This is a genomic window from Agrobacterium leguminum, from assembly GCF_005144435.2.
GTDB lineage: Bacteria > Pseudomonadota > Alphaproteobacteria > Rhizobiales > Rhizobiaceae > Agrobacterium > Agrobacterium leguminum.
This window is the reverse complement of the sequence record NZ_CP120212.1, coordinates 1,666,969-1,685,620: the sequence shown is the minus strand read 5'-3', so window position 1 is coordinate 1,685,620 and position 18,652 is coordinate 1,666,969. Positions and strand designations below refer to the sequence as shown.

The 18,652-nt window shown below is 59.2% G+C and carries 14 protein-coding genes; 3 read left to right on the top strand and 11 right to left on the bottom strand.

All coding sequences use genetic code 11. The features are described from left to right. Positions 1-299 precede the first annotated feature (299 nt). The 10 genes from CFBP4996_RS22270 to CFBP4996_RS22225 form a co-directional block, all read right to left on the bottom strand. Entirely contained in the window at positions 300-1,208 is a 909-nt protein-coding gene (locus CFBP4996_RS22270) for a LysR substrate-binding domain-containing protein (protein ID WP_080853770.1), read from the bottom strand. A gap of 85 nt (positions 1,209-1,293) precedes the next feature. After that, a complete protein-coding gene (locus CFBP4996_RS22265) occupies positions 1,294-2,499 on the bottom strand; it encodes an NAD(P)/FAD-dependent oxidoreductase (protein ID WP_080853771.1) in 1,206 nt (401 codons plus the stop codon). Further along, a complete protein-coding gene (locus CFBP4996_RS22260) occupies positions 2,496-3,314 on the bottom strand; it encodes an NAD-dependent epimerase/dehydratase family protein (protein ID WP_059757528.1) in 819 nt (272 codons plus the stop codon). The genes CFBP4996_RS22265 and CFBP4996_RS22260 overlap by 4 nt, the downstream gene beginning before the upstream one ends. A gap of 20 nt (positions 3,315-3,334) precedes the next feature. After that, the gene (locus CFBP4996_RS22255; protein ID WP_080854811.1) at positions 3,335-4,540 is read right to left on the bottom strand and encodes a pyridoxal phosphate-dependent aminotransferase; all 1,206 of its coding nucleotides are present in this window, start codon (positions 4,538-4,540) and stop codon (positions 3,335-3,337) included. Beyond that, positions 4,540-6,156 (bottom strand): hydantoinase B/oxoprolinase family protein, encoded by a 1,617-nt coding sequence (locus tag CFBP4996_RS22250; protein WP_080853772.1) that lies wholly within the window; start codon positions 6,154-6,156, stop codon positions 4,540-4,542. Before CFBP4996_RS22250 ends, CFBP4996_RS22255 begins: the two co-directional genes overlap by 1 nt. A 3-nt stretch (positions 6,157-6,159) precedes the next feature. Beyond that, positions 6,160-8,238, bottom strand: a complete 2,079-nt coding sequence (locus CFBP4996_RS22245; RefSeq protein WP_080853773.1) for a hydantoinase/oxoprolinase family protein — start codon at positions 8,236-8,238, stop codon at positions 6,160-6,162. Next, the gene (locus tag CFBP4996_RS22240; protein WP_080853774.1) at positions 8,235-9,911 is read right to left on the bottom strand and encodes a thiamine pyrophosphate-binding protein; all 1,677 of its coding nucleotides are present in this window, start codon (positions 9,909-9,911) and stop codon (positions 8,235-8,237) included. The genes CFBP4996_RS22245 and CFBP4996_RS22240 overlap by 4 nt, the downstream gene beginning before the upstream one ends. Continuing rightward, on the bottom strand, positions 9,901-10,527 hold the full coding sequence (locus CFBP4996_RS22235) for an SDR family NAD(P)-dependent oxidoreductase (RefSeq protein WP_080853775.1): 627 nt from the start codon (positions 10,525-10,527) through the stop codon (positions 9,901-9,903). The genes CFBP4996_RS22240 and CFBP4996_RS22235 overlap by 11 nt, the downstream gene beginning before the upstream one ends. A 102-nt stretch (positions 10,528-10,629) precedes the next feature. After that, positions 10,630-11,370 (bottom strand): SDR family oxidoreductase, encoded by a 741-nt coding sequence (locus CFBP4996_RS22230; protein ID WP_059757542.1) that lies wholly within the window; start codon positions 11,368-11,370, stop codon positions 10,630-10,632. Next, positions 11,363-12,112, bottom strand: coding sequence for an SDR family NAD(P)-dependent oxidoreductase (locus CFBP4996_RS22225; protein ID WP_059757544.1), 750 nt, complete (start codon positions 12,110-12,112; stop codon positions 11,363-11,365). Before CFBP4996_RS22225 ends, CFBP4996_RS22230 begins: the two co-directional genes overlap by 8 nt. A gap of 97 nt (positions 12,113-12,209) precedes the next feature. Between CFBP4996_RS22225 and ydiJ the strand changes: the two genes are divergently transcribed. The 3 genes from ydiJ to CFBP4996_RS22210 all read left to right on the top strand — a co-directional run bounded on the left by ydiJ (position 12,210) and on the right by CFBP4996_RS22210 (position 16,666). Beyond that, positions 12,210-15,263, top strand: coding sequence for a D-2-hydroxyglutarate dehydrogenase YdiJ (gene ydiJ / locus CFBP4996_RS22220; protein WP_080853776.1), 3,054 nt, complete (start codon positions 12,210-12,212; stop codon positions 15,261-15,263). Between the two features lie 47 nt (positions 15,264-15,310). Next, positions 15,311-16,042, top strand: a complete 732-nt coding sequence (locus tag CFBP4996_RS22215; protein ID WP_020812717.1) for a FadR/GntR family transcriptional regulator — start codon at positions 15,311-15,313, stop codon at positions 16,040-16,042. Between the two features lie 318 nt (positions 16,043-16,360). Beyond that, positions 16,361-16,666, top strand: coding sequence for a hypothetical protein (locus tag CFBP4996_RS22210; RefSeq protein ID WP_080853777.1), 306 nt, complete (start codon positions 16,361-16,363; stop codon positions 16,664-16,666). 321 nt (positions 16,667-16,987) lie between these two features. On the opposite strand, the gene CFBP4996_RS22205 is transcribed toward CFBP4996_RS22210, so the two are convergent. After that, on the bottom strand, positions 16,988-18,652 hold the full coding sequence (locus CFBP4996_RS22205) for an HAL/PAL/TAL family ammonia-lyase (protein ID WP_080853778.1): 1,665 nt from the start codon (positions 18,650-18,652) through the stop codon (positions 16,988-16,990).

The following is an 18,652-nucleotide window of genomic DNA, read 5'->3' as shown; positions in this document are numbered from 1 at the left end:
CTGCCCGGAGAATTGCTCTCTCTTTTTGTTGCGATAGCCATCCCCGGGGCCTGTCGCGACAACCAGGGAAAAGGAGCTTAATCGAGGGCGCGTTTGAGAGGGATTTCTGTCGTTCTCCGTCCATCCGGCCAGAAGAAAGACTGCATTACTTGCGGTCCTGACCAAACCAAGAAACAACAGCGATAGACAAGATTTACTTTCTCTCCCTGCTGACGCAGCAAGGCGACAAAATCTTGCATCGCCGCGTCAAGAGAAGCGTCGGCGCATTTGTGCGTTCCGGTTTTCGGAGGGCGGAAAAATCAGTCGAATTCACGTCTGGAGGACCAATCCTCCGCACAAATCCACTCGCAGAACGTCGAGATGATTTTGACCCGCTTGTGGGCTCGCGGCACAACGAGATAGAACCCGGGCACATCTCGCTCCTCCATGTCGTCCAGCCGGTCGATTCCCAGGGGAGCGGCCAGCCTGCCCGCCTTGATGTCGGACAGGGCATCAAGTCTCGACACAAGCCCGACGCCGAGACCCGACACCGTTCCCCGGCGCATGGTGGCAGCATCCTGAAACTCGATTTCGCCGGCGATTTCCGCCGGCTCCAGCCCCAGGTGTCTCAGCACCTTGCCCCACAGGTTTCTGGCCATAACGGGATGTAAAAGTGTGAACGCCGTAAGGTCTTTCGGCTCCCGAATCCGCTCAGCGAGTTCGGGAGCGCAGCAAATGATCTTCGGATCACGCACCAGCAGCTGGCAATCGTAATCCTTCCAGGCCCCGAAGCCCCACTGGATACAAACGTCCACCTCGTCAGCGGCGAAATCGCGGATGCTGACCATGGTTGTCATGCGAATATCCGCGCCGGGCATCAATTCGCGGAATCGTTCCAGTCTCTCCATGAGATAGCGGGTCGCGAAATAGGGGCTGACATTGATATTGATACGGTTTCGATAAGTGGAATTGGTGACGCGGCGAATGCCTTCGGTGAATTCATCGAAACCCGCCTCGATGAAATGGGACAGCACGATGGCCTGTTCCGTGGGTTCTATCACCCGCGCCTTGCGCTCGAAGAGCGGCACATGGAGAATGTCCTCCAGCAACTTGATCTGCTGGCTCACGGCCTGCGGGGTGACCAGCAATTCATCGGCAGCACTACGAAAGCTTCCCTGCCGCATGACGGCCCAGAAGGCGCGTAGCGCATTCAAAGGGGGAAGTCGCATATGCTGCCCGGCCAATTTCACCTCCGCTGCGAAACGAGATTTCCGACGCTTATCCGAGCTGTGTGCATCGGATAAGCGCTTTATATTAGATCACCGCCTTTTCAAGGAAAGGTCGATTTTCGACAATGCGTTCAAAGCCGACTTCCGTCAGGTCCAGTGTCCGGTATTCGCCATAAACGATCAGTTCGGAAACGCCGCGCCCTGTCGCCGGTCCCTGCTGCAGGCCATGCCCGGAAAAGCCGTTGGCGAAGATGAAGTTGCGAACCTGTGGATGACGGCCAACGACCAGATTGTGGTCCAGCGTATTGAAGTCGTAATGACCGGCCCACTGGTTCACGACCTTGATCGCCTCGAAAGCGGCTGACCGTTCGGCAAGGGCCGGCCAGATGATTTCTTCAAACTCTTCGTAGCGCGGTTCGAAATCGTCCCAGTCCGCTGCCGGGTCTTCAATGGGTGGGCAGCCGGACAGGAAAAAACGACCCTCGGGACGGCAGAAGACACCGCTCGGGTCGATCATCAGCGGCAACCGACCCTGGTTGACTGCAGCAGTGCCTTCCGGCGTTTTCGCACAATCGAAGACGAAAAGCGTGCGCTTGCGGGGTTCAACCGGAATATGAAGACCGGCCATTCTGGCGGTCAAAGCGGCACGCGGGCCCGATGCGTTGACGATTGTACCAGCCTTGACCACGGCGCCGGATTTCAACGTTATCTGTGTTACGGTATCGCCTTCACGACCGATCCCAACCACCTCGCCGGTGACATATTCGGCACCCAACGAGCGGGCCTTGTTCTTGAAGCCGTACATCAGACCGGTATTGTTGAACCAGCCTTCGCCGGACCGGCCGTAGGACGCAAGTTCGATGTCGACGACATTGAGGTGCGGGAAGGCTTCACCGAGTTCATCCCTGTTCCAGAGAACGACATCGGCGCCACATGCCTTTTGCGCTAAGTGATTTTCCCGCAGAATCTCCACCTGCTCCGGCGTACTGGCAAGGAAGAGATAGCCGCCGGAATGGAAGCCGAGATCGGGCTTGTCATCTCCGACCTGCATCATCTCGCCGAAATTGCGGATCACCTCGGACCCGTACTGGCTGATCCTGACGTTGATCGGATTGGAGAACTGCGTGCGGATCGATGACGACGACAGCGATGTCGATGCAGTCAGATAGGTTGGATCCCGCTCCACGACCAGAATGGAGCCTTTGAAGTCCGGATTGGCGGCGAGATAATAGGCTACAGCGGAGCCGATGACCGCTCCGCCGACGATCACCACGTCATAGGCGTCTTTCATTTGGAGACCTCATCGTCAGGATGTCCGAGATCGACGAACCAGCCGCCGAGATAACGTGTGGCGGGCGCCTTGGGGTCATTCGGCGCCGTCCGTCCCTCGACATCGGCGCGAAATCGCTCGGAATTATCCTCCGGCTGAAAACCGATGTGGCCGCTCAGGGAATTGTCCACGGGCTTAACTTTATTATCGGAGATGCCGAAGCTGATTGTATGTCCAATCCGCGGAGCCGTCAGGCTGGCTTCGACGAGGCGCACGCAATCACCGAACGAAAGCCACGACCAAAGCATGCGACGGTCCGCAGGCTCCGGGAACGACGAGAATATGCGCAGGCAGGCGGATTCGATGCCGAACTTGTCCCAGTAGAACCGGCTTAGTGCCTCCACGAAGCATTTCGATACGCCGTAAAGGCTGTCGGGGCGCACCGGCGCGTCGACATCGATATGCGCTTCCAGCTCGTGATAGCCGATGGCGTGAACCGAAGAGGCATAGACGACGCGCTTCACGCCATTCTGCCGGGCGGCTTCGTAGATATTGTAACTGCCCTGAATGTTGGAATCGAGAATGGTCGCCCAGCCCGTCTCAAGCGGCGCGCCGCCAAAATGAACGATGGCGTCGACACCCTCGGCAGCCTTCATCACGGCAGCTGCATCCGAAAGTTCGAATGTCAGCGCTTCCTCGTTGGCGCGGACGTTTTCTACCGCAATGCGATCAGCAAGGCGCAGCGTGTCTGCAAGATGCGCAAGCCCCTTGCGTAACTCGGTGCCGAGCCGTCCGGCCGCACCGGTGATCAGGATGGTCTTGAAGGGTTTTGTCATGGGATCCTTGAGGTCCTGTCTTAGCTTTGCAGTCTGGAAACGGCGGCGGCAATGCGGGCGATAGCATCCTGGAGGATGACTTCAGATGTCGCGGTGGAAATACGGAAGAAGGGCGACAGGCCGTAGGCCGCACCCGGTACGGCCGCGACATGAGCCTCGCGAAGAAGATAGGTTGCAAAGTCGCTGTCATTGGCGATCGTGGCGCCTTCCGGCGTCTTCGCACCGATAAGTGCCGCGCAACCGATATAGGCGTAGAACGCGCCTTCCGGCGGATCGAGCGTCAGGCCTTCGATGGCGGAAATCCCTCGCACGACGAGATCCCGGCGGCGCTCGAACGCCTCACGGAAGCGGCTGACCTCTTCCTGGGGTCCTTCGAGCGCAGCTTGCGCCGCGATCTGCGCCACCGCCGCAACCGATGTGCAGGACTGGCTCTGCACGGTCGACATTGCCTTGATGATATCCTTCGGACCAGCGGCATAACCGACACGCCAGCCGGTCATCGCATAGGCCTTGGAGACGCCGTTGACGATCAGGCTGCGGTCGCGCAGGCCCGGGCAGGCCTTGCCGAAGCTGACGAAACTGCGGCCATCGAAAATGATGTGTTCGTAAATCTCGTCGGACAGGACGAAAACTTGCGGATGGCGGGCGAGAACGACCCCGAGGGCCTGAAGCTGTTTCTCGCTGTACACTGCGCCGGACGGATTGCCCGGCAGGTTGAGAAACAGCCATTTCGTCTTCGGTGTGATTGCTGCTTCCAGCACTTCGGGCGTCAGGCGAAAGCCGTCTTCGGCGCCGCAAGCCGGTGTCACCGGCACGCTGCCGAAAAGCTTCGCCATTTCCGGATAGGAGACGAAATAGGGAGCGGGAAGGATGACCTCGTCGCCCTCGTTGACGGTCGCCATCAGAGCATTGAAGATAATCTGCTTGGCGCCGTTGGCAACGGCGATCTCGTCGAGGGCAAAATCAAGTCCGTGCTCGCGTTTGAACTTGGCAACGATGGCGCGGCGCAGCTCCGGCGTGCCGGGTGCGGCCGTATAGAGCATCCGGTTTTCACGGGCCGCCTTGAATGCCGCCTCGGTCACATGCGCCGGGGCGGAAAAATCGGGTTCGCCGAGACCAAGATCGATCACATCGACCCCGGTGGCGGCCAGATCCTTGGCTGCCTGCGACACGGCCATGGAGGCCGAAGGTTTTACCGCCGCAAGACGGTCTGCAATCCTCGTCATCATTTCGTCTCCGTCACATAACCCTTGCGGACATCTTCGGCCTTCGCCGCGTCGCTGCGCTTTTCCGGATCGCCAAAACCGCCCCCGCCCGGCAAATGCAGGACCAGCCTGCGTCCAGAGGGCACATGCTGCCATCCTTTCGGCCGCAGCAATGTTCCGTCATCCAGCATGGCCTTGCCGGGCTTTCCCGGTTCGCCGCCATCGCGACCCGCCGCCGGTGTTCCGATGCGGTCGAACATGGCGGAGAAGTCGAACTCGTGGCCATCGGCCGGCGCGATCTCGATGATCTGACCGAGACCGCCGCGATATTCGCCATCGCCGGCGGAATCCGGACGCAATTCCTTGCGCCAGACGACAATCGGCCCGGTATGTTCCGTTGCCTCGATCGGCATCGTATGGACACCGGAGGGGAAGGCCGTCGCAGACAGTCCATCAAGGCCCGGCCGCGCGCCCATGCCGCCCGAATTGAACATCAGCACCTCGGCGCGCCGTCCCTGTGCACCGGCAACCGGCCGGGCGGAAATATGGATGTTCCATAGCGCTGCGGCGCCTTCGGCGAGGATTTTTCCCGGCAGCGCCTTTGCAAGCGCGCCAAGCACAAGGTCCGGCACCATGTGTCCGATCACGTGCCGAACAGAAACCGGAGCCGGGCGCTCGGCGTTGAGAATATTGATCGGAGAGGAAACGTTGAAGACGGCAAGCGAAGCCGCATTATTGGGAATGTCGGGGGCGACAACGCATTTCAGCGCGTAGCAGGCATAGGCCTTCGTATAGATCAGCGGCACATTGATGCCCCACCGGCTCATCGCGTCCGTGCCGGAAAAATCGACATCGACCGACGTGTTGCTGATCGTTACCTCGGCGGCCAGATTGATCGGCTCGTCGTAACCGTCAGTCAGAAGCTCGTTTTTCCATGCGCCTTTCGGCAGGGCGGCAATCCGCTCCATGATCGCTGTGTGCGTGCGCGAGAGGATGAAAGCGCCAAGCGTCTCGAGATTGGGAAGGCCGATCTCGTCCAGCATTTCGATCAGGCGACGATGGCCGACGTCATTACAGGCCGCAAGCGAGAAGAAGTCGCCAATGACCTGGTTCGGCTCGCGAACATTGAGGCGCAGTATCTTCAACAGATCCCTGTTCACCTCGCCGCGCTCGGCGAACTTCATGATCGGGATCTGGATGCCTTCCTCATAAACCGACTTGCCATCGGCGCCGAAACCACGACCGCCGACATCGACGACATGCGCCGTGCAGGCGAAGAAGCCGATCAGCTCCTCTCCCTTGAAGGAAGGGGAAACCATGGTGATGTCGTGAAGATGGCCGGTGCCCTTCCAGGGATCGTTGGTGACGTAGGTGTCGCCCGGATACATCTTGTCGCGCGGAATTTCCGCGATGAAGTGCAGCACGGCCTCAGCCATCGTGTTGACATGACCCGGCGTACCGGTCACGGCCTGCGCCAGCATTTCACCCTTTGCGTTGTAGACACCGGCGGAAAGGTCGCCTGCTTCGCGCACCGAGGTCGAAAAAGCGGTGCGCAGCAGCGTCATCGCCTGTTCTTCGACGACGGAGATCAGCCGGTTCCACATCACCTGCATGCGGATTTCGTCAAGCTGGCTCATGGATTACAGTTCCTTTCGGATCAGAAGGATGGTGCCGTCGCTCTGGACGATGGCGTCAAACGGCGAGGTGACGATGGTCGAGGTTTCACGCTCGACGATAACCGCCGGACCGGTAACACGCTCGCCGACCTTGATCGTCGAGCGTTCCACGATAGCCGTTTTAAGGGGTACTCCCGCGGCTGGATCGAACACATCGCGCGTGACGGGGGTGTCAATCGAGCTGCCGGTGGAGATCAGCGCATGGCGCTCACCACCGGGGCGCACATCCTGCGCCTTGACGGAGAATGTGACGAATTCGATTTCAGGCCCCTCCACTGCCCGGCCGAAGAACTGGGCATAGCGCGCCCTGAAATTCTCCTCGATCATGGCGCGGTCGGAAGCCTGGAAATGACGATCCGGCAGGCTGACCGGAATTTCCCAACCCTGGCCACGATAGCGCATGAACGCCACCACTTCCCGACTGATCTTGCCAGCCGTGCCGGCGCGCACGAAACCCTCGGCGGTCTCCTTGAGGTCGTCCAGCAGCGTGTTGAGCCGGGCGGTATCGAAGGCCGACAGGCCCATGATCTGCGAGCCGACCGCCTCATAACCGAAGGGAGCCTTCAGGAAGCCGATCGCCGAACCGACACCGGCGCCCTGTGGGATGAGGCAGCGGTCGACGCCGAGCTTTTCGCAGAGCCGCGCGGCGTGCAGGGGGGCAGCCCCGCCAAAGGCGATCATGGTGTTTTCCGAGATGTTCTTGCCGTTTTCAACCGCATGGACGCGGGCGGCATTGGCCATATTCTCATCCACCACCTCAACGATACCGAAAGCAGCCGAAAGCGGATCGAGCCTGAGCTTGTCGCCGACGTCGCGGGCTATCGCGGCGGACGCCTTCACGGTTGACAGCTTGATCTTGCCGCCGGCGAAATTGTCGGGATCGAGCTTGCCGAGAATGAGGTCGGCATCCGTGATCGCCGGCCGCTCGCCCCCGCGCTGGTAACAGGCGGGACCCGGCTCGGACGCGGCCGATTCAGGCCCTGCCTGAATGCGTCCCATGGCATCGACCCAGGCGATCGAGCCGCCGCCAGCGCCGATCTCGATCATTTCAATGACCGGGATGGAGATCGGCATGCCTGATCCCTTGCAGAATCGGTAGGTGCGCGCGACCTCAAACGTCCGGGCGGTCTGCGGTTGGAAATCCTCGATGAGGCAGATCTTTGCCGTCGTCCCGCCCATATCGTAGGAGACCACCCGCTGAAGATCGAAGCGGCGCGCCACATCCGCTGCGAAAATCGCACCGCCGGCCGGGCCGGATTCGACCAGGCGCACGGGAAATTCGGCCGCCGTCTCTACCGAGACGAGGCCGCCGCCGGAATGGATCATGAAGACCGGGCAGGAGGCGCCCATTTCCTTGAGACGGACCTGGAGGCGATTGAGATAGTCGGCCATTTGCGGGCGCACATAGGCGTTTGCACAAACAGTATTGAACCGTTCGAACTCACGCATCTGCGGCGAAACCTCGCTGGAGATCGAAATCGGCAGAGCGAGCGTTCGGGCGAGGATTTCGCGGGCGCGGCGTTCATGGTCCGGGTTCATGTAGGAATGAATGAAGCCGATGGCGACGGCGCCGAAATCTTCCGCGGCGATCCGTATGGCGATTTCCTCCAGCGCCTGCTCGTCCAGCGGCTGAAGTTCCGTACCCTGCGCCGAGATGCGCCCCTTGACCGGAAACCGGTCTTCCCGCGGAATGAGCGGTTTGGGCAGAACGAGATCGAGATCATATTGCTCGAAGCGGTTCTCCGTACGCATCTCGATAACGTCGCGAAAACCCTCGGTCGTCACCAGTGCGGTGCGCGCGCCACGACGCTCGATCAACGCGTTGGTGGCAAGCGTTGTACCGTGAATGATCAACTCAATCTGCGAAATGGCGATACCAGCATCGCGGATGACGATGTCGATACCGTCCAGAATGGCCTGTTCGGGCGCCGAATAATTGGTCAGAACCTTGGTCGAATACAGCGTTCCACGCACGTCGAGGGCGATATCGGTGAACGTACCGCCGATATCTGCGCCGAGGCGGATGTCGTTTCCGATGGTCATGCGTGTTCCTTCTTGGCAAGCGCGGCCTGGCGCATTTCGGAAAGGGTCTGTCTCGGTGTCAAAGCTTCCGGCGAGATATCGAGATCGAGAAGCGCACCGGTTCTGGAGGAAAGCGCACGCTCGAAAGCTTCTGCGAAGTCAGCCGTCGCCGTCACCCGCTCGGCATGGAAACCATATGCTTTGGCAAGAACGACAAAATCCGGATTGACCATTTCGGTTCCCGAGACGCGGGCCGGATAATGGCGCTCCTGATGGGCGCGGATCGTGCCGTATATGCCGTTGTTCAGCAGAAGGAAGATCGGCTGTGCTCCGTGTTGCAGGGCCGTTGCAAGTTCCTGACAGTTCATCTGGAAATCACCGTCACCGGCAAAGCAGACGACTGTGCGCTCCGGGAAGGCAATCTTGGCGGCAATGGCTGCCGGTACGCCATAGCCCATCGCACCGGACTGCGGGGCGAGAAGCCGGGCCGTGGGGCCGAACTTGAAGAACTTGTTCGGCCAGACGGTGAAGTTGCCCGCGCCATTCGTCAGGATGACGTCTTCCGGCAAGACCTCGTTGAGATAAGCGGTGACTTTGCCCATATCGACCGGCGACGGCAGATCCTTGAGGTTAAACCCTGCCTCGTAAGCAGCGCGGCCCTTCTTTCGCCACTCGGCCCATGGCCCCTTGACCGGTTCGAGCGCCGAGAGCGCTTCGGCAAAGGCATTCGGGCCGGCATGGATACCGAGTTCAGGCTGGTAGATCTTGCCGATCTCCAGATCGGAACCGTGCACGTGGATGATGCGCTGACGCGCCTGCGGGACGTCGAACAGCGTATAACCATCGGTGGAGTTTTCACCGAAGCGGTTATTGATCGCGAGGATCACATCCGCATCGCGCAGCAGTTCCTTCACCGATGCAACCATACCCACTCCGGCTTCTCCGCAGAAAGTGACGGAAGCGTTGTCATACTGGTCCTGATAGCGAAACACAGAAACGACCGGGATATCGGATGCTTCCGCAAACGCCTGAAGGCGCTTGGCCGAACCTTCCTTCCAGTTACAGCCACCGTAAAGAATGACGGGACGCCTGGCCTGCGACAGCATCGTCGCAAGGCGTTGCATGGCAAATTCCGAAGGCGCGGCCTCGATGATTTCGGCCGGGCCGGAAAGCGGCGCCTTTTCCGTCATTGACGTCAGCATGTCTTCCGGCAGGGCGATAACAACAGGGCCGGAACGGCCGGTAACCGCCATCGTCCAGGCGCGGGCGACGATTTCGGGAATGCGCTCGACCTGATCGATCTCGACGGCCCATTTCGCCACCGTTCCAAACGCGGCCTTGTAGTCCACTTCCTGAAAGGCTTCCCTGCCCTTCATGTCGGTGCCGACCTGGCCGACGAACAGGATCATCGGCGAGGAATCCTGCATGGCGGTATGAACGCCGATAGAGGCATTGGTGGCGCCCGGGCCACGGGTGACGAAGCAGATGCCGGGCTGACCGGTCAGCTTGCCATAGGCGGCGGCCATGAAGGAGGCGCCCCCTTCATTGCGACACACGACATAGTCGAGCCTGCCGACCGTATCATGCAGCGCGTCCAGCACGGCAAGATAACTCTCTCCCGGCACTCCGAAGCCTTTGCGCACACCGAGCGCCAACAGGCATTCGACCAAAAGCTGCCCACCATTACGTAACATTGCGCGTTCCCTGATGATTATGAGCGTCGGCTTTGTAGCGTAAAGGCGCCAGACCGACGGTTTCCAGATGTTCGAGAATAGAGGCGACCAGCGAATGAAATGGAGGTTTTTCGCAAATGATCGACTGGGCCGTAATGCCGACGTCGGCCAGTTCGCCTTGAAGGGCGTCCACAAATGCATCATTCGCGCCGGCTACGCTTCGCTCCAGGATCGACGGGCTTTCGCCGGAGTGAGGCGAAACCACAAACAGAGCGCCCAGCCCCTGCTCCTTCATGGCCGGCAGAACCAACCGCGTCAGGTGAAACATTGCGGAGAGGTTCACTTCGAGAGCCATGTCTATGTCGGCTTCCTGAAGCTTCTCAAAAGCCTTTTCGGTGGGCCACCGCAATGCGGCGTGCACGACGATATCGGGTTTCATACCCTCGACGATCACCCGCACGGCTTCACGATCGGTCAGATCGATCGCCATGGGAAGCACGCCGAAATCGCTGCGAAGCTCTTCCAGAACCAGCCTGTCGCGCCCAAGGGCGCAAGTTTCATAGCCGGCACAGGCAAGTGCCGCCGCCACCGCACGGCCCGCGCCCCTTGTTGCTCCTGTTACAAGTGCCCTCGACATCGATCACCCTCATATTTGCAAAGATGATGACCACATCGCCGCACCGGCGAAATCAAGAAAATGAAAGACTTCGACAAGTAATGCTTGTTGCTGCGAGCATCCCTACTCCTGAAACTTGACCATCGTACCGCCGCCAGTCGCCTGGTCTGTCGGGAAAACCTCGATGCGTGCGACATCGACAAATACCGGAAGCTCGATCGCGTTGACGATGATCGATGAAACATGCTCCGGCTGAACAGGACGATAGCCGTCATAAAGCAGCGTGCGGGCAGAGTTTCCTGCCATTGCCGTCCGGTAGAGGTCCGTTTGGACCCGTCCCGGCACCACTTCGGTTACCCTGACAGACGTCCCCAGAAGATCGCATCGCAGGTTGTCGCAGAAGAGGCTGAGACCCGCCTTCGATGGGCCGTAGGCGCCCATGTTCGGATATGGCGCCTGACCGCCGCTCGAGCCGATGTAAACCAGATGACCGCGCCTGCGCTCAACCATGCCCGGCAGGAGCGCCCGTGTGAGATGCATCGGCGCCTTGAGATTGACGTCGATCATCGCGTCGATTTCGGCGGGATCGATCTCGTGGAACGTCGCACGGGTGGAGAGGATGCCCGCATTGTTGACAAGAACGTCGATCTCTACGCCCTTGACGGCATCTGCGATCCTTTCAGTCTCCCGCACATCCGCCTGAACCGCGATGACACCTTTTTCAGAGGACAGTTCATCGAGCTGTTCCCGGTTACGGCCGATTGCATAGACCGTCAGGCCGCGCCGGGCGAGTTCAAGCACTGTGGCCTTGCCGATGCCGCTGGTCGCCCCTGTGACGACGGCGTTGCGATAGACGTCAAACATAGATGTAGCCCCCGCTGATGACGACGTTCTCGCCAGTCGCGTAGGTATTGCGGCTTGACGCCATCATGACGATCCATTCGGCCATTTCGACAGGCTCGGCGGCGCGACCCAACGCACTCGCTTTCGCAAGCTCGGGAAGAAAGCCGAGTTCCTTGGCACGATCCGTGGCAAACCCCGCAGGTGCAACGGAATTGACGAGAATCTGATCTTTTGCGACTTCCGCGGCGAAGGATTTGGTGAGGCTGACGACTGCCGCTTTTGTTGCTGCATAGTGAGCGTTTTGAGGGTGCGCTTTAAAAGCATCGACAGACGTCACGTTGACAATACGGCCGGTCACTTCCGGCGCATTGACATGCTGGCGCATATGAAGAATGGCCGCCACCATCATATGATACGTGCCCTTGACGTTGATGGCGTTTTCCAGATCCCATTCCTCGTCGGTGATTTCAAGGATCGGTTTGCGTGGATAGATCGCCGCGCTGTTGATCAGGCAATGTACCCTGCCCAGCCTCTCCGCAATCTCGTTGAAGCCACGGTGAGCGGTCTCGGATCTGGCGATATCAGCAACCGACGTTGCGACCTCCACACCGAGGGCCCGCAAAGTCTCCGCCGAAGACGCGAGCAATTCCGCATTTCTATCGATGAGGCCAATCCTGGCAACGCCGTGAGACGCCATGAGCTTTGCCGTCGTCAGGCCGAGACCCGAAGCTCCGCCAACGATGACTGCTGTTTGATCTTTCACGTTCCACCTCTCTATTTCAGTTGCGCCGCCTTATTTGTATGTTATCACTTATATGCCAAGTTAATCCAACCTCAAGTAAATTTTTCTGCGAAAACCCATGATCCCAAGGCTGCAGACGAGTGACGCCCCTCGTGCCGATACCGCCGGTTTTTTTGAACGTCTCGTAGAGGCGGGGTTTTCCGGCGACGCCGATGCCGGTGCTGCATCGCGCACCGTTTTTTCGACGGACAATTCCATCTACCAGATGGAACCGTCCGCCGTGGTGTTTCCCAAGGATGTCGAGGACATAAAAATCCTCATGCGCATCCTTTCCGAAACGCGCTTCGAAACAATGCAGGTCGTCGCGCGCGGAGGCGGCACGGGAACGAATGGCCAGTCTCTGACAACCGGGCTGGTTGTTGACTGTTCGCGGCACATGAACAGGATACTCGAAATCGATCCGGCGCGCAGGATCGCCCGCGTGGAGGCCGGCGTCGTCAAGGACCAGCTCAATGTCGCGCTCAGGGAACACGGCCTTTTCTTCGCTCCGGAACTGTCCACGTCCAATCGAGCGACAATCGGCGGCATGGTATCGACCGATGCGTGCGGTCAGGGTTCATGCCTTTATGGGAAAACGAGCAATCATGTCCTCGGGCTCAGAGTGATCCTGAGTGACGCAACCGACTGGTGGTCCCACCCGCTCGATGACGTTTCGCTCGCCAAAGTCATGGCCCGCACGGATCGCATTGGGCAGATCCATCGTACAATCGACCGCATCGCGCGGGATGACGGCGCCAGGATCGCAGAGGTTTTCCCCCGGCTCAACCGCTACATGACGGGATACGACCTGGCGCATATCCGTCGCGACGATGGACGCTTCGATCTCAATGCCGTCCTTTGCGGATCCGAGGGCACGCTGGCTGTCATCGCCGAGATCGAACTCAACCTGCTGCCAATTCCAGAGCATTCGGCGCTCGTGAATGTTCGTTATGCCGATTTCAACGCCGCCCTGGAAGACGCCCGGCGCCTCACCGCGCTTAACGTAGCCTCGGTCGAGACCATCGACGAGAAGGTGCTGGGTTTGGCGAAAGGCGACATTGTCTGGAGCGGCATTGCCAAGTTTTTCCCCGATGATGGAGAGCATTCAACCAACGGCATCAATATCGTTGAGGTGCTGGCCGACAATCCGGCGGAGTTGCGCCTGAAAGTCGAAGCGGTGACGTCTGCATTGCAGGGTGAGGCCGAAATTCGCAGCAAGGGCCACACCATCGCTTCGGCTGCTGCCGATATCGAGGCGATCTGGACCATGCGCAAGCGGGCCGTTGGCCTTCTGGGCAATGTCGATGGGCCCGTTCGTCCCGTCGCGTTCGTCGAAGACACAGCGGTTCCTCCAGCCAACCTCGCCGCCTACATCAGAGAGTTTCGTGCGCTGCTCGATGGAGCCGGCCTTTCCTACGGCATGTTCGGCCACGTCGACGCCGGGGTCCTTCACGTTCGGCCAGCCCTTGACCTGACGCGCAAAGACCATGTGCCGCTTATTCGCGAGATTACCGACGCCGTCGTTGCCCTCACACGCAAGCATGGCGGCGTTCTTTGGGGCGAACACGGAAAGGGCGTCAGATCCGAATATGTTCCCGAGTTCTTCGGTGACCTTTACCCGCGTCTACAGGAAATCAAATGGGCGTTCGATCCGGCCAACCGCCTCAACCCCGGCAAGATCGCAACGCCTGACAATGAACCGCTTCTGAAGATCGACGACGTGCCCCTGCGGGGCTCCGTTGACAGGGAGATTGGCAATAACATCCGCGCCGCCTTCGACAATGCCGCATATTGCAATGGAAACGGTGCGTGTTTCGACTTCGATGCGACGAGTCCGATGTGTCCGTCCTACAAAGCGACCCGGAACCGTATCTACTCGCCGAAGGGCCGTGCTGCATTGATGCGTGAATGGCTGCGGCTTCTCGCCGAACGGGGCGTCGACCCGAGGAGGGAAGCTGAAAGACTGGGCAAATCAGGAAAGGCCCTGGCATTTGTCAGGCGCACGTTCAACACGCTCAATCCGGCCAATCGTTCCGACTTCTCGCATGAAGTGCGGGAAGCCATGGATACCTGTCTTGCCTGCAAGGCATGCGCGGGCCAGTGCCCGGTAAAGGTCAGCGTGCCCGCTTTCCGCTCGAAGTTTCTAAACCTCTATTACGGCCGGTACCTGCGGCCTTTGAAGGATCCGCTTGTCGCCAGCATCGAGAGCACCCTGCCGCTCATGGCCAAGTTTAGCTCGCTTTATAATCTGCTGCTTTGCAGTTCACCCGGCCGGGCCGTTATGTGGCTGGCCGGTCTCACAGCGCTTCCCGGCCTGGCGTCCTCACCGCTCCCGCGACTGGCGGCGCGTATGGGGGTCGAAATCGCAAGGCCGGATAGGATCGAGTCGTTGCCTCCGGATCAACGAGAACGCGTCGTCATTTTCGTGCCCGACGCCTTCACAGCACATTTTGATCCGTCCGTGGGCGTTGCCGCGATAGAGGTTGCGCGATTGCTCGACTTGATCCCGTTCGTCGCACCGCCCCTGACGAACGGCAAGGCGCTGCATGTCCACGGTTACCTCGACCGATTCAGAAAAGTCGCTTCGAAAACCTCGGGCGAACTTCAACGGCTTGCTGCAACCGGCGTTCCGCTGGTTGGTCTCGATCCGTCCATGACGCTCGCTTTCCGCAGTGAATACAGGGAGCTGAACGGTGTGAACACGTCAACGCATGTGCTCCTTCCACAGGAATGGTTGGCGGATGTCACCAAGCTGAAGGATACGGCGGGAGTGACCCGGAGTGGCCGGCAATTCAGACTGTTGCCGCACTGCACGGAGCGTACCAATGCGCCCTCCTCGTCGATGCAGTGGAAAACGGTTTTCAACGCCTTCGGCATGGATCTGCAAATCGCGAACACAGGCTGCTGCGGCATGGCGGGAACCTTCGGACATGAAGTGCGCAACCGCGACATATCCGAGAAACTGTACGGGATGAGCTGGTCTGCCGAAGTCGCGCGCTCCGACGATATGGTTACGATGGCAACGGGCTATTCGTGCCGCTCTCAGGTGAAGGAAATCGATCGGAGGCGGCTCCCGCATCCCCTGGAGACGCTGTCGGATGCCTTAAAAACGATGCGTCGCAAAGTGGAATGATATGTGATATGTGTTAAATTTAACCGATAGGTGAGCAGGGGCATTCATTGTCGATCATTACGCAGCGCGGCAATCTGGCGGAAATCGTTGTTGCAAAGCTCAACGAGCGCATCGACTCAGGCCTTTATTCCGCGGGAGAAAAGATACCATCCAGCGCCCAGCTTTGCGAAGAATTCGGCGTATCGCGCACGGTCATTCGCGAAGCGCTTATGTCGCTCAAAGTTTCCGGCAGGGTCATAGCACGCCAGGGCGCAGGCGTGTTTGTCACAGACAAAGACGCAAAGACACTGAACTTTGAGATCAGCCGGATAGAAGACATTCGTTCAGCAATGCAGATTCTCGAATTGCGGCTTGGCGTCGAAATGCAGGCGGCAGCTCTCGCTGCAACGCGCCGAACTCCGGAGGCGCTGGCAGAGATCGCACGGGCCTACGATCACCTCGAAGCGCTTGAAACTGAAAGCGCTGAAATCGAGGCTCGCGCCGATTTCGAATTCCACCTTGCGATTGCGCGGGCCACACGCAATCCGCACTTTCCAAGCTTTCTGGAAGCGGTGATGGAGAATATCAACTTCGAACTGGTGTTCAAACATCGCCAGTCATCGCGCGCCTACCAGACCTATCTCAAAAAAATCAACAAAGAGCACGCGTCCATATTGTCCGCCATCACTCAGGGCGACGCCAAAGGCGCCAAGAATGCAATCGCAGCCCATCTTGAGGAAAGCCTCAATCGATATCGTGCATTGCTGGACGAGCCGGCAAGCAGCGAAGCTGCGGAGTAATTGGGGCGAGGCGTGTTTCTGGATAGCCAAACCAAAGAGGACTGGGGCAAAGAACGACTCGGCCAACTCGAGGCCGCGAAACTCTTGCCCGGCTCGAGAGACTGACGGAAAACTTGCTGGCCAAAAGCATCGAAGACGAAGAGCATCCCTAGAATCGGCAGCAAACCTTTTGTGCGACGCAGCCCCGCGAGCCGTTGAGGGCCGATTTCATTGGAGGGAGATCGAACGCTCGCCGGATAGATACAGCGTCATACAAAGTTTGAGTTGACCCTCCTGGACGGTGAGGCGACACTTGAAAGCCGAAACAGGGGGGAAACGATGGATAAGCCACAACGATGGCGCCATATGGCAAGCGCGCCGAAAAACGGAGATCGGATTCTCATCACGATCCGGTCGTCCGAACAAGGGCCGTCCCAGGTAGACCTTGCCTATTGGTCGAAGGGCGACCAGTACGGTTCAGAAGGCTGGCGTGCCTCGGACTCTTCGCCGGGGCGGATCATCGAATACGCGGAGCCGGAGTTGAAGTGCTGGATGCCTATGCCCTCAGCCAATATCGATGGCCTTACGATGCCCGCTCCCTGGGAAGGTGAGGACGCCCGGGAGCTTGATGGGTCTGGGATCTGAGGTTCCCTTCGGACAGGTCCTGGGCCATGGACATCCACGGGATCAGAACGAAAGCATTGCTTCCTGCCATACGTGCCGAATGATGTCGGCCTGCCTTCCGCGAAGCGTATCGTCGCCATAGACGGTCTTGAGGATATGCAAGGGATCAGCCGTCAGGGCTTTTATCCGAGAGGAACCCGCAGCACGAATCCCATGTAGAGCTCCTCACGAATAGGGATGGCCGAGGTCTTCGGCCGCAACGCAGCATCGAGTATTTGCTTTGCGAAACGGGGCCGAAGACATCGGTCCTCTCATCTGGTTCAACACCAATATAGCAACCGCTCAACGGGCCTTCAGAAAGCGATAACCCGTACTGAAATCATTGGTGTATATTCGGTCCACCGCCACAAAGGGCACAGTCCGGCGATAGTCTTCAAACAGCGCTTTTGTTCCCGCTCCCAACTGCCCGGGTTTACGTAGATCAACGGCTTGCGCGGCATGTAGCAACTGTATCGAGGACATCCAGTACAGATTATCCAGAATTCGGCCGAGATTGGCGACCGAAAGCGGTGCGTGGCTGTCCAGATCCTCGATATTTCCTGCCATCGCAATCGAGCCGACGGGGGCCTGCGCGCCGATCTGCTGGTTTTCGGCCAGAAGCGCGACGAGCGGTTTCTGTATCGCACCAAACGCATGTCCTTGATTGGTTTCAGCAGCAAGGAACCGCGAAAGATGCGTCATGTCCGGGTTTTCGAAGCGGATCGTCTGCATCGTAATGGCCTGTGACAGACGCACCAGCGCCGTGTTCAGTGTTTCAACCCTTGAGGCTACCGGCAGCATCTCAAAACCCGCACTCGGATAGATCGCTCCCGATACTTCGCCCTCGATAAAATACTGCGAGACCTGTCCGGAAGCCTTGTCGTCTAAGGCTCCCGCAACCACGCCCGGATTGTCATCACTGTGATTGATCTGGATTTCCAGCGCCTTGGTCAAATCCTGCGTTGCAATTTCGGCTCCGCCAAGCACATAGGCCATGGTGCGATAAGACAGCGGGTCCTGCAGCGCCCGATCCTTCGCGGGCGACCAGAGATAGCTGCCGTCAAGGGCAGAGCGAACCATCAGTGCCCCGGATGTGTTTTCGGCAAAGGGGCGCAGCTCGTTCGTCGCCGCGAGGAAAGGGGCGACATTGCCGTTAAAACCTTCAAGTGCCAAACCAAAGACAACGGCTTCCTTTTCGAGATAACCCGCCGTGTCGTGCGCCAGCAGGGCAGCCTGTCCAGCGGTCAGCGCATTCGTGCTGAGGATCGAAAGGAAATCCTTGCCAACCGGCTCGAGCGGAGCGATGCCGGCGTCAGTCAGGGCGCGTGCTGCGGGAATGCGGTTGCCTTTCATGAAGACCTCCCCCTCGCCGACCATCGCCAGACCGATATGGGAGGCAAGGTTGATATCCGCCTCTCCAACAGAACCGCGTGAAGGAACGACCGGGGTGATCCCCTGCTCCAGAAACTGTCGATACATTTCCGCAACGGCGCTCTGAACGCCGGTTCGGCCGGTTGCAATCTGGTTTAGACGGATCGCCATGCCCGCCCTCACGGCCTCGACCGCCATCGGCTCGCCCACGCCTGCGCCATGCGCGCGCAGGGATGTCGAATTGAAGGCGCGTGACAGTTTCAGCAGATCGTCGTCCAGCACGCGCTTGCCGTCCTTCATCGCGAAAACTGGGCGATCCTTGTTCCAGCCAACGCCGACCGTCAGGCCGTAGACCGCCTTGCCTTGCAGGGCGGCCTCCATCACCAGATCGAAGCCTTCGGCGATCCGTTTGCCCGCGCTCTCGGTGAGAGTAATTTTGGCGCTGTCGTCCCGCGCCAGGCCGACGACCTGTTCCACGGTCAGGTTTTGACCGTCGATGGACCAATGTTCCGCCCGTGCGTTTGAAGCAGCAAGCCCGGCGATCGCAAAAGCTGTGACAATGGAGAAGCGATGAATAGTCCCGTTTTTAACAGACAT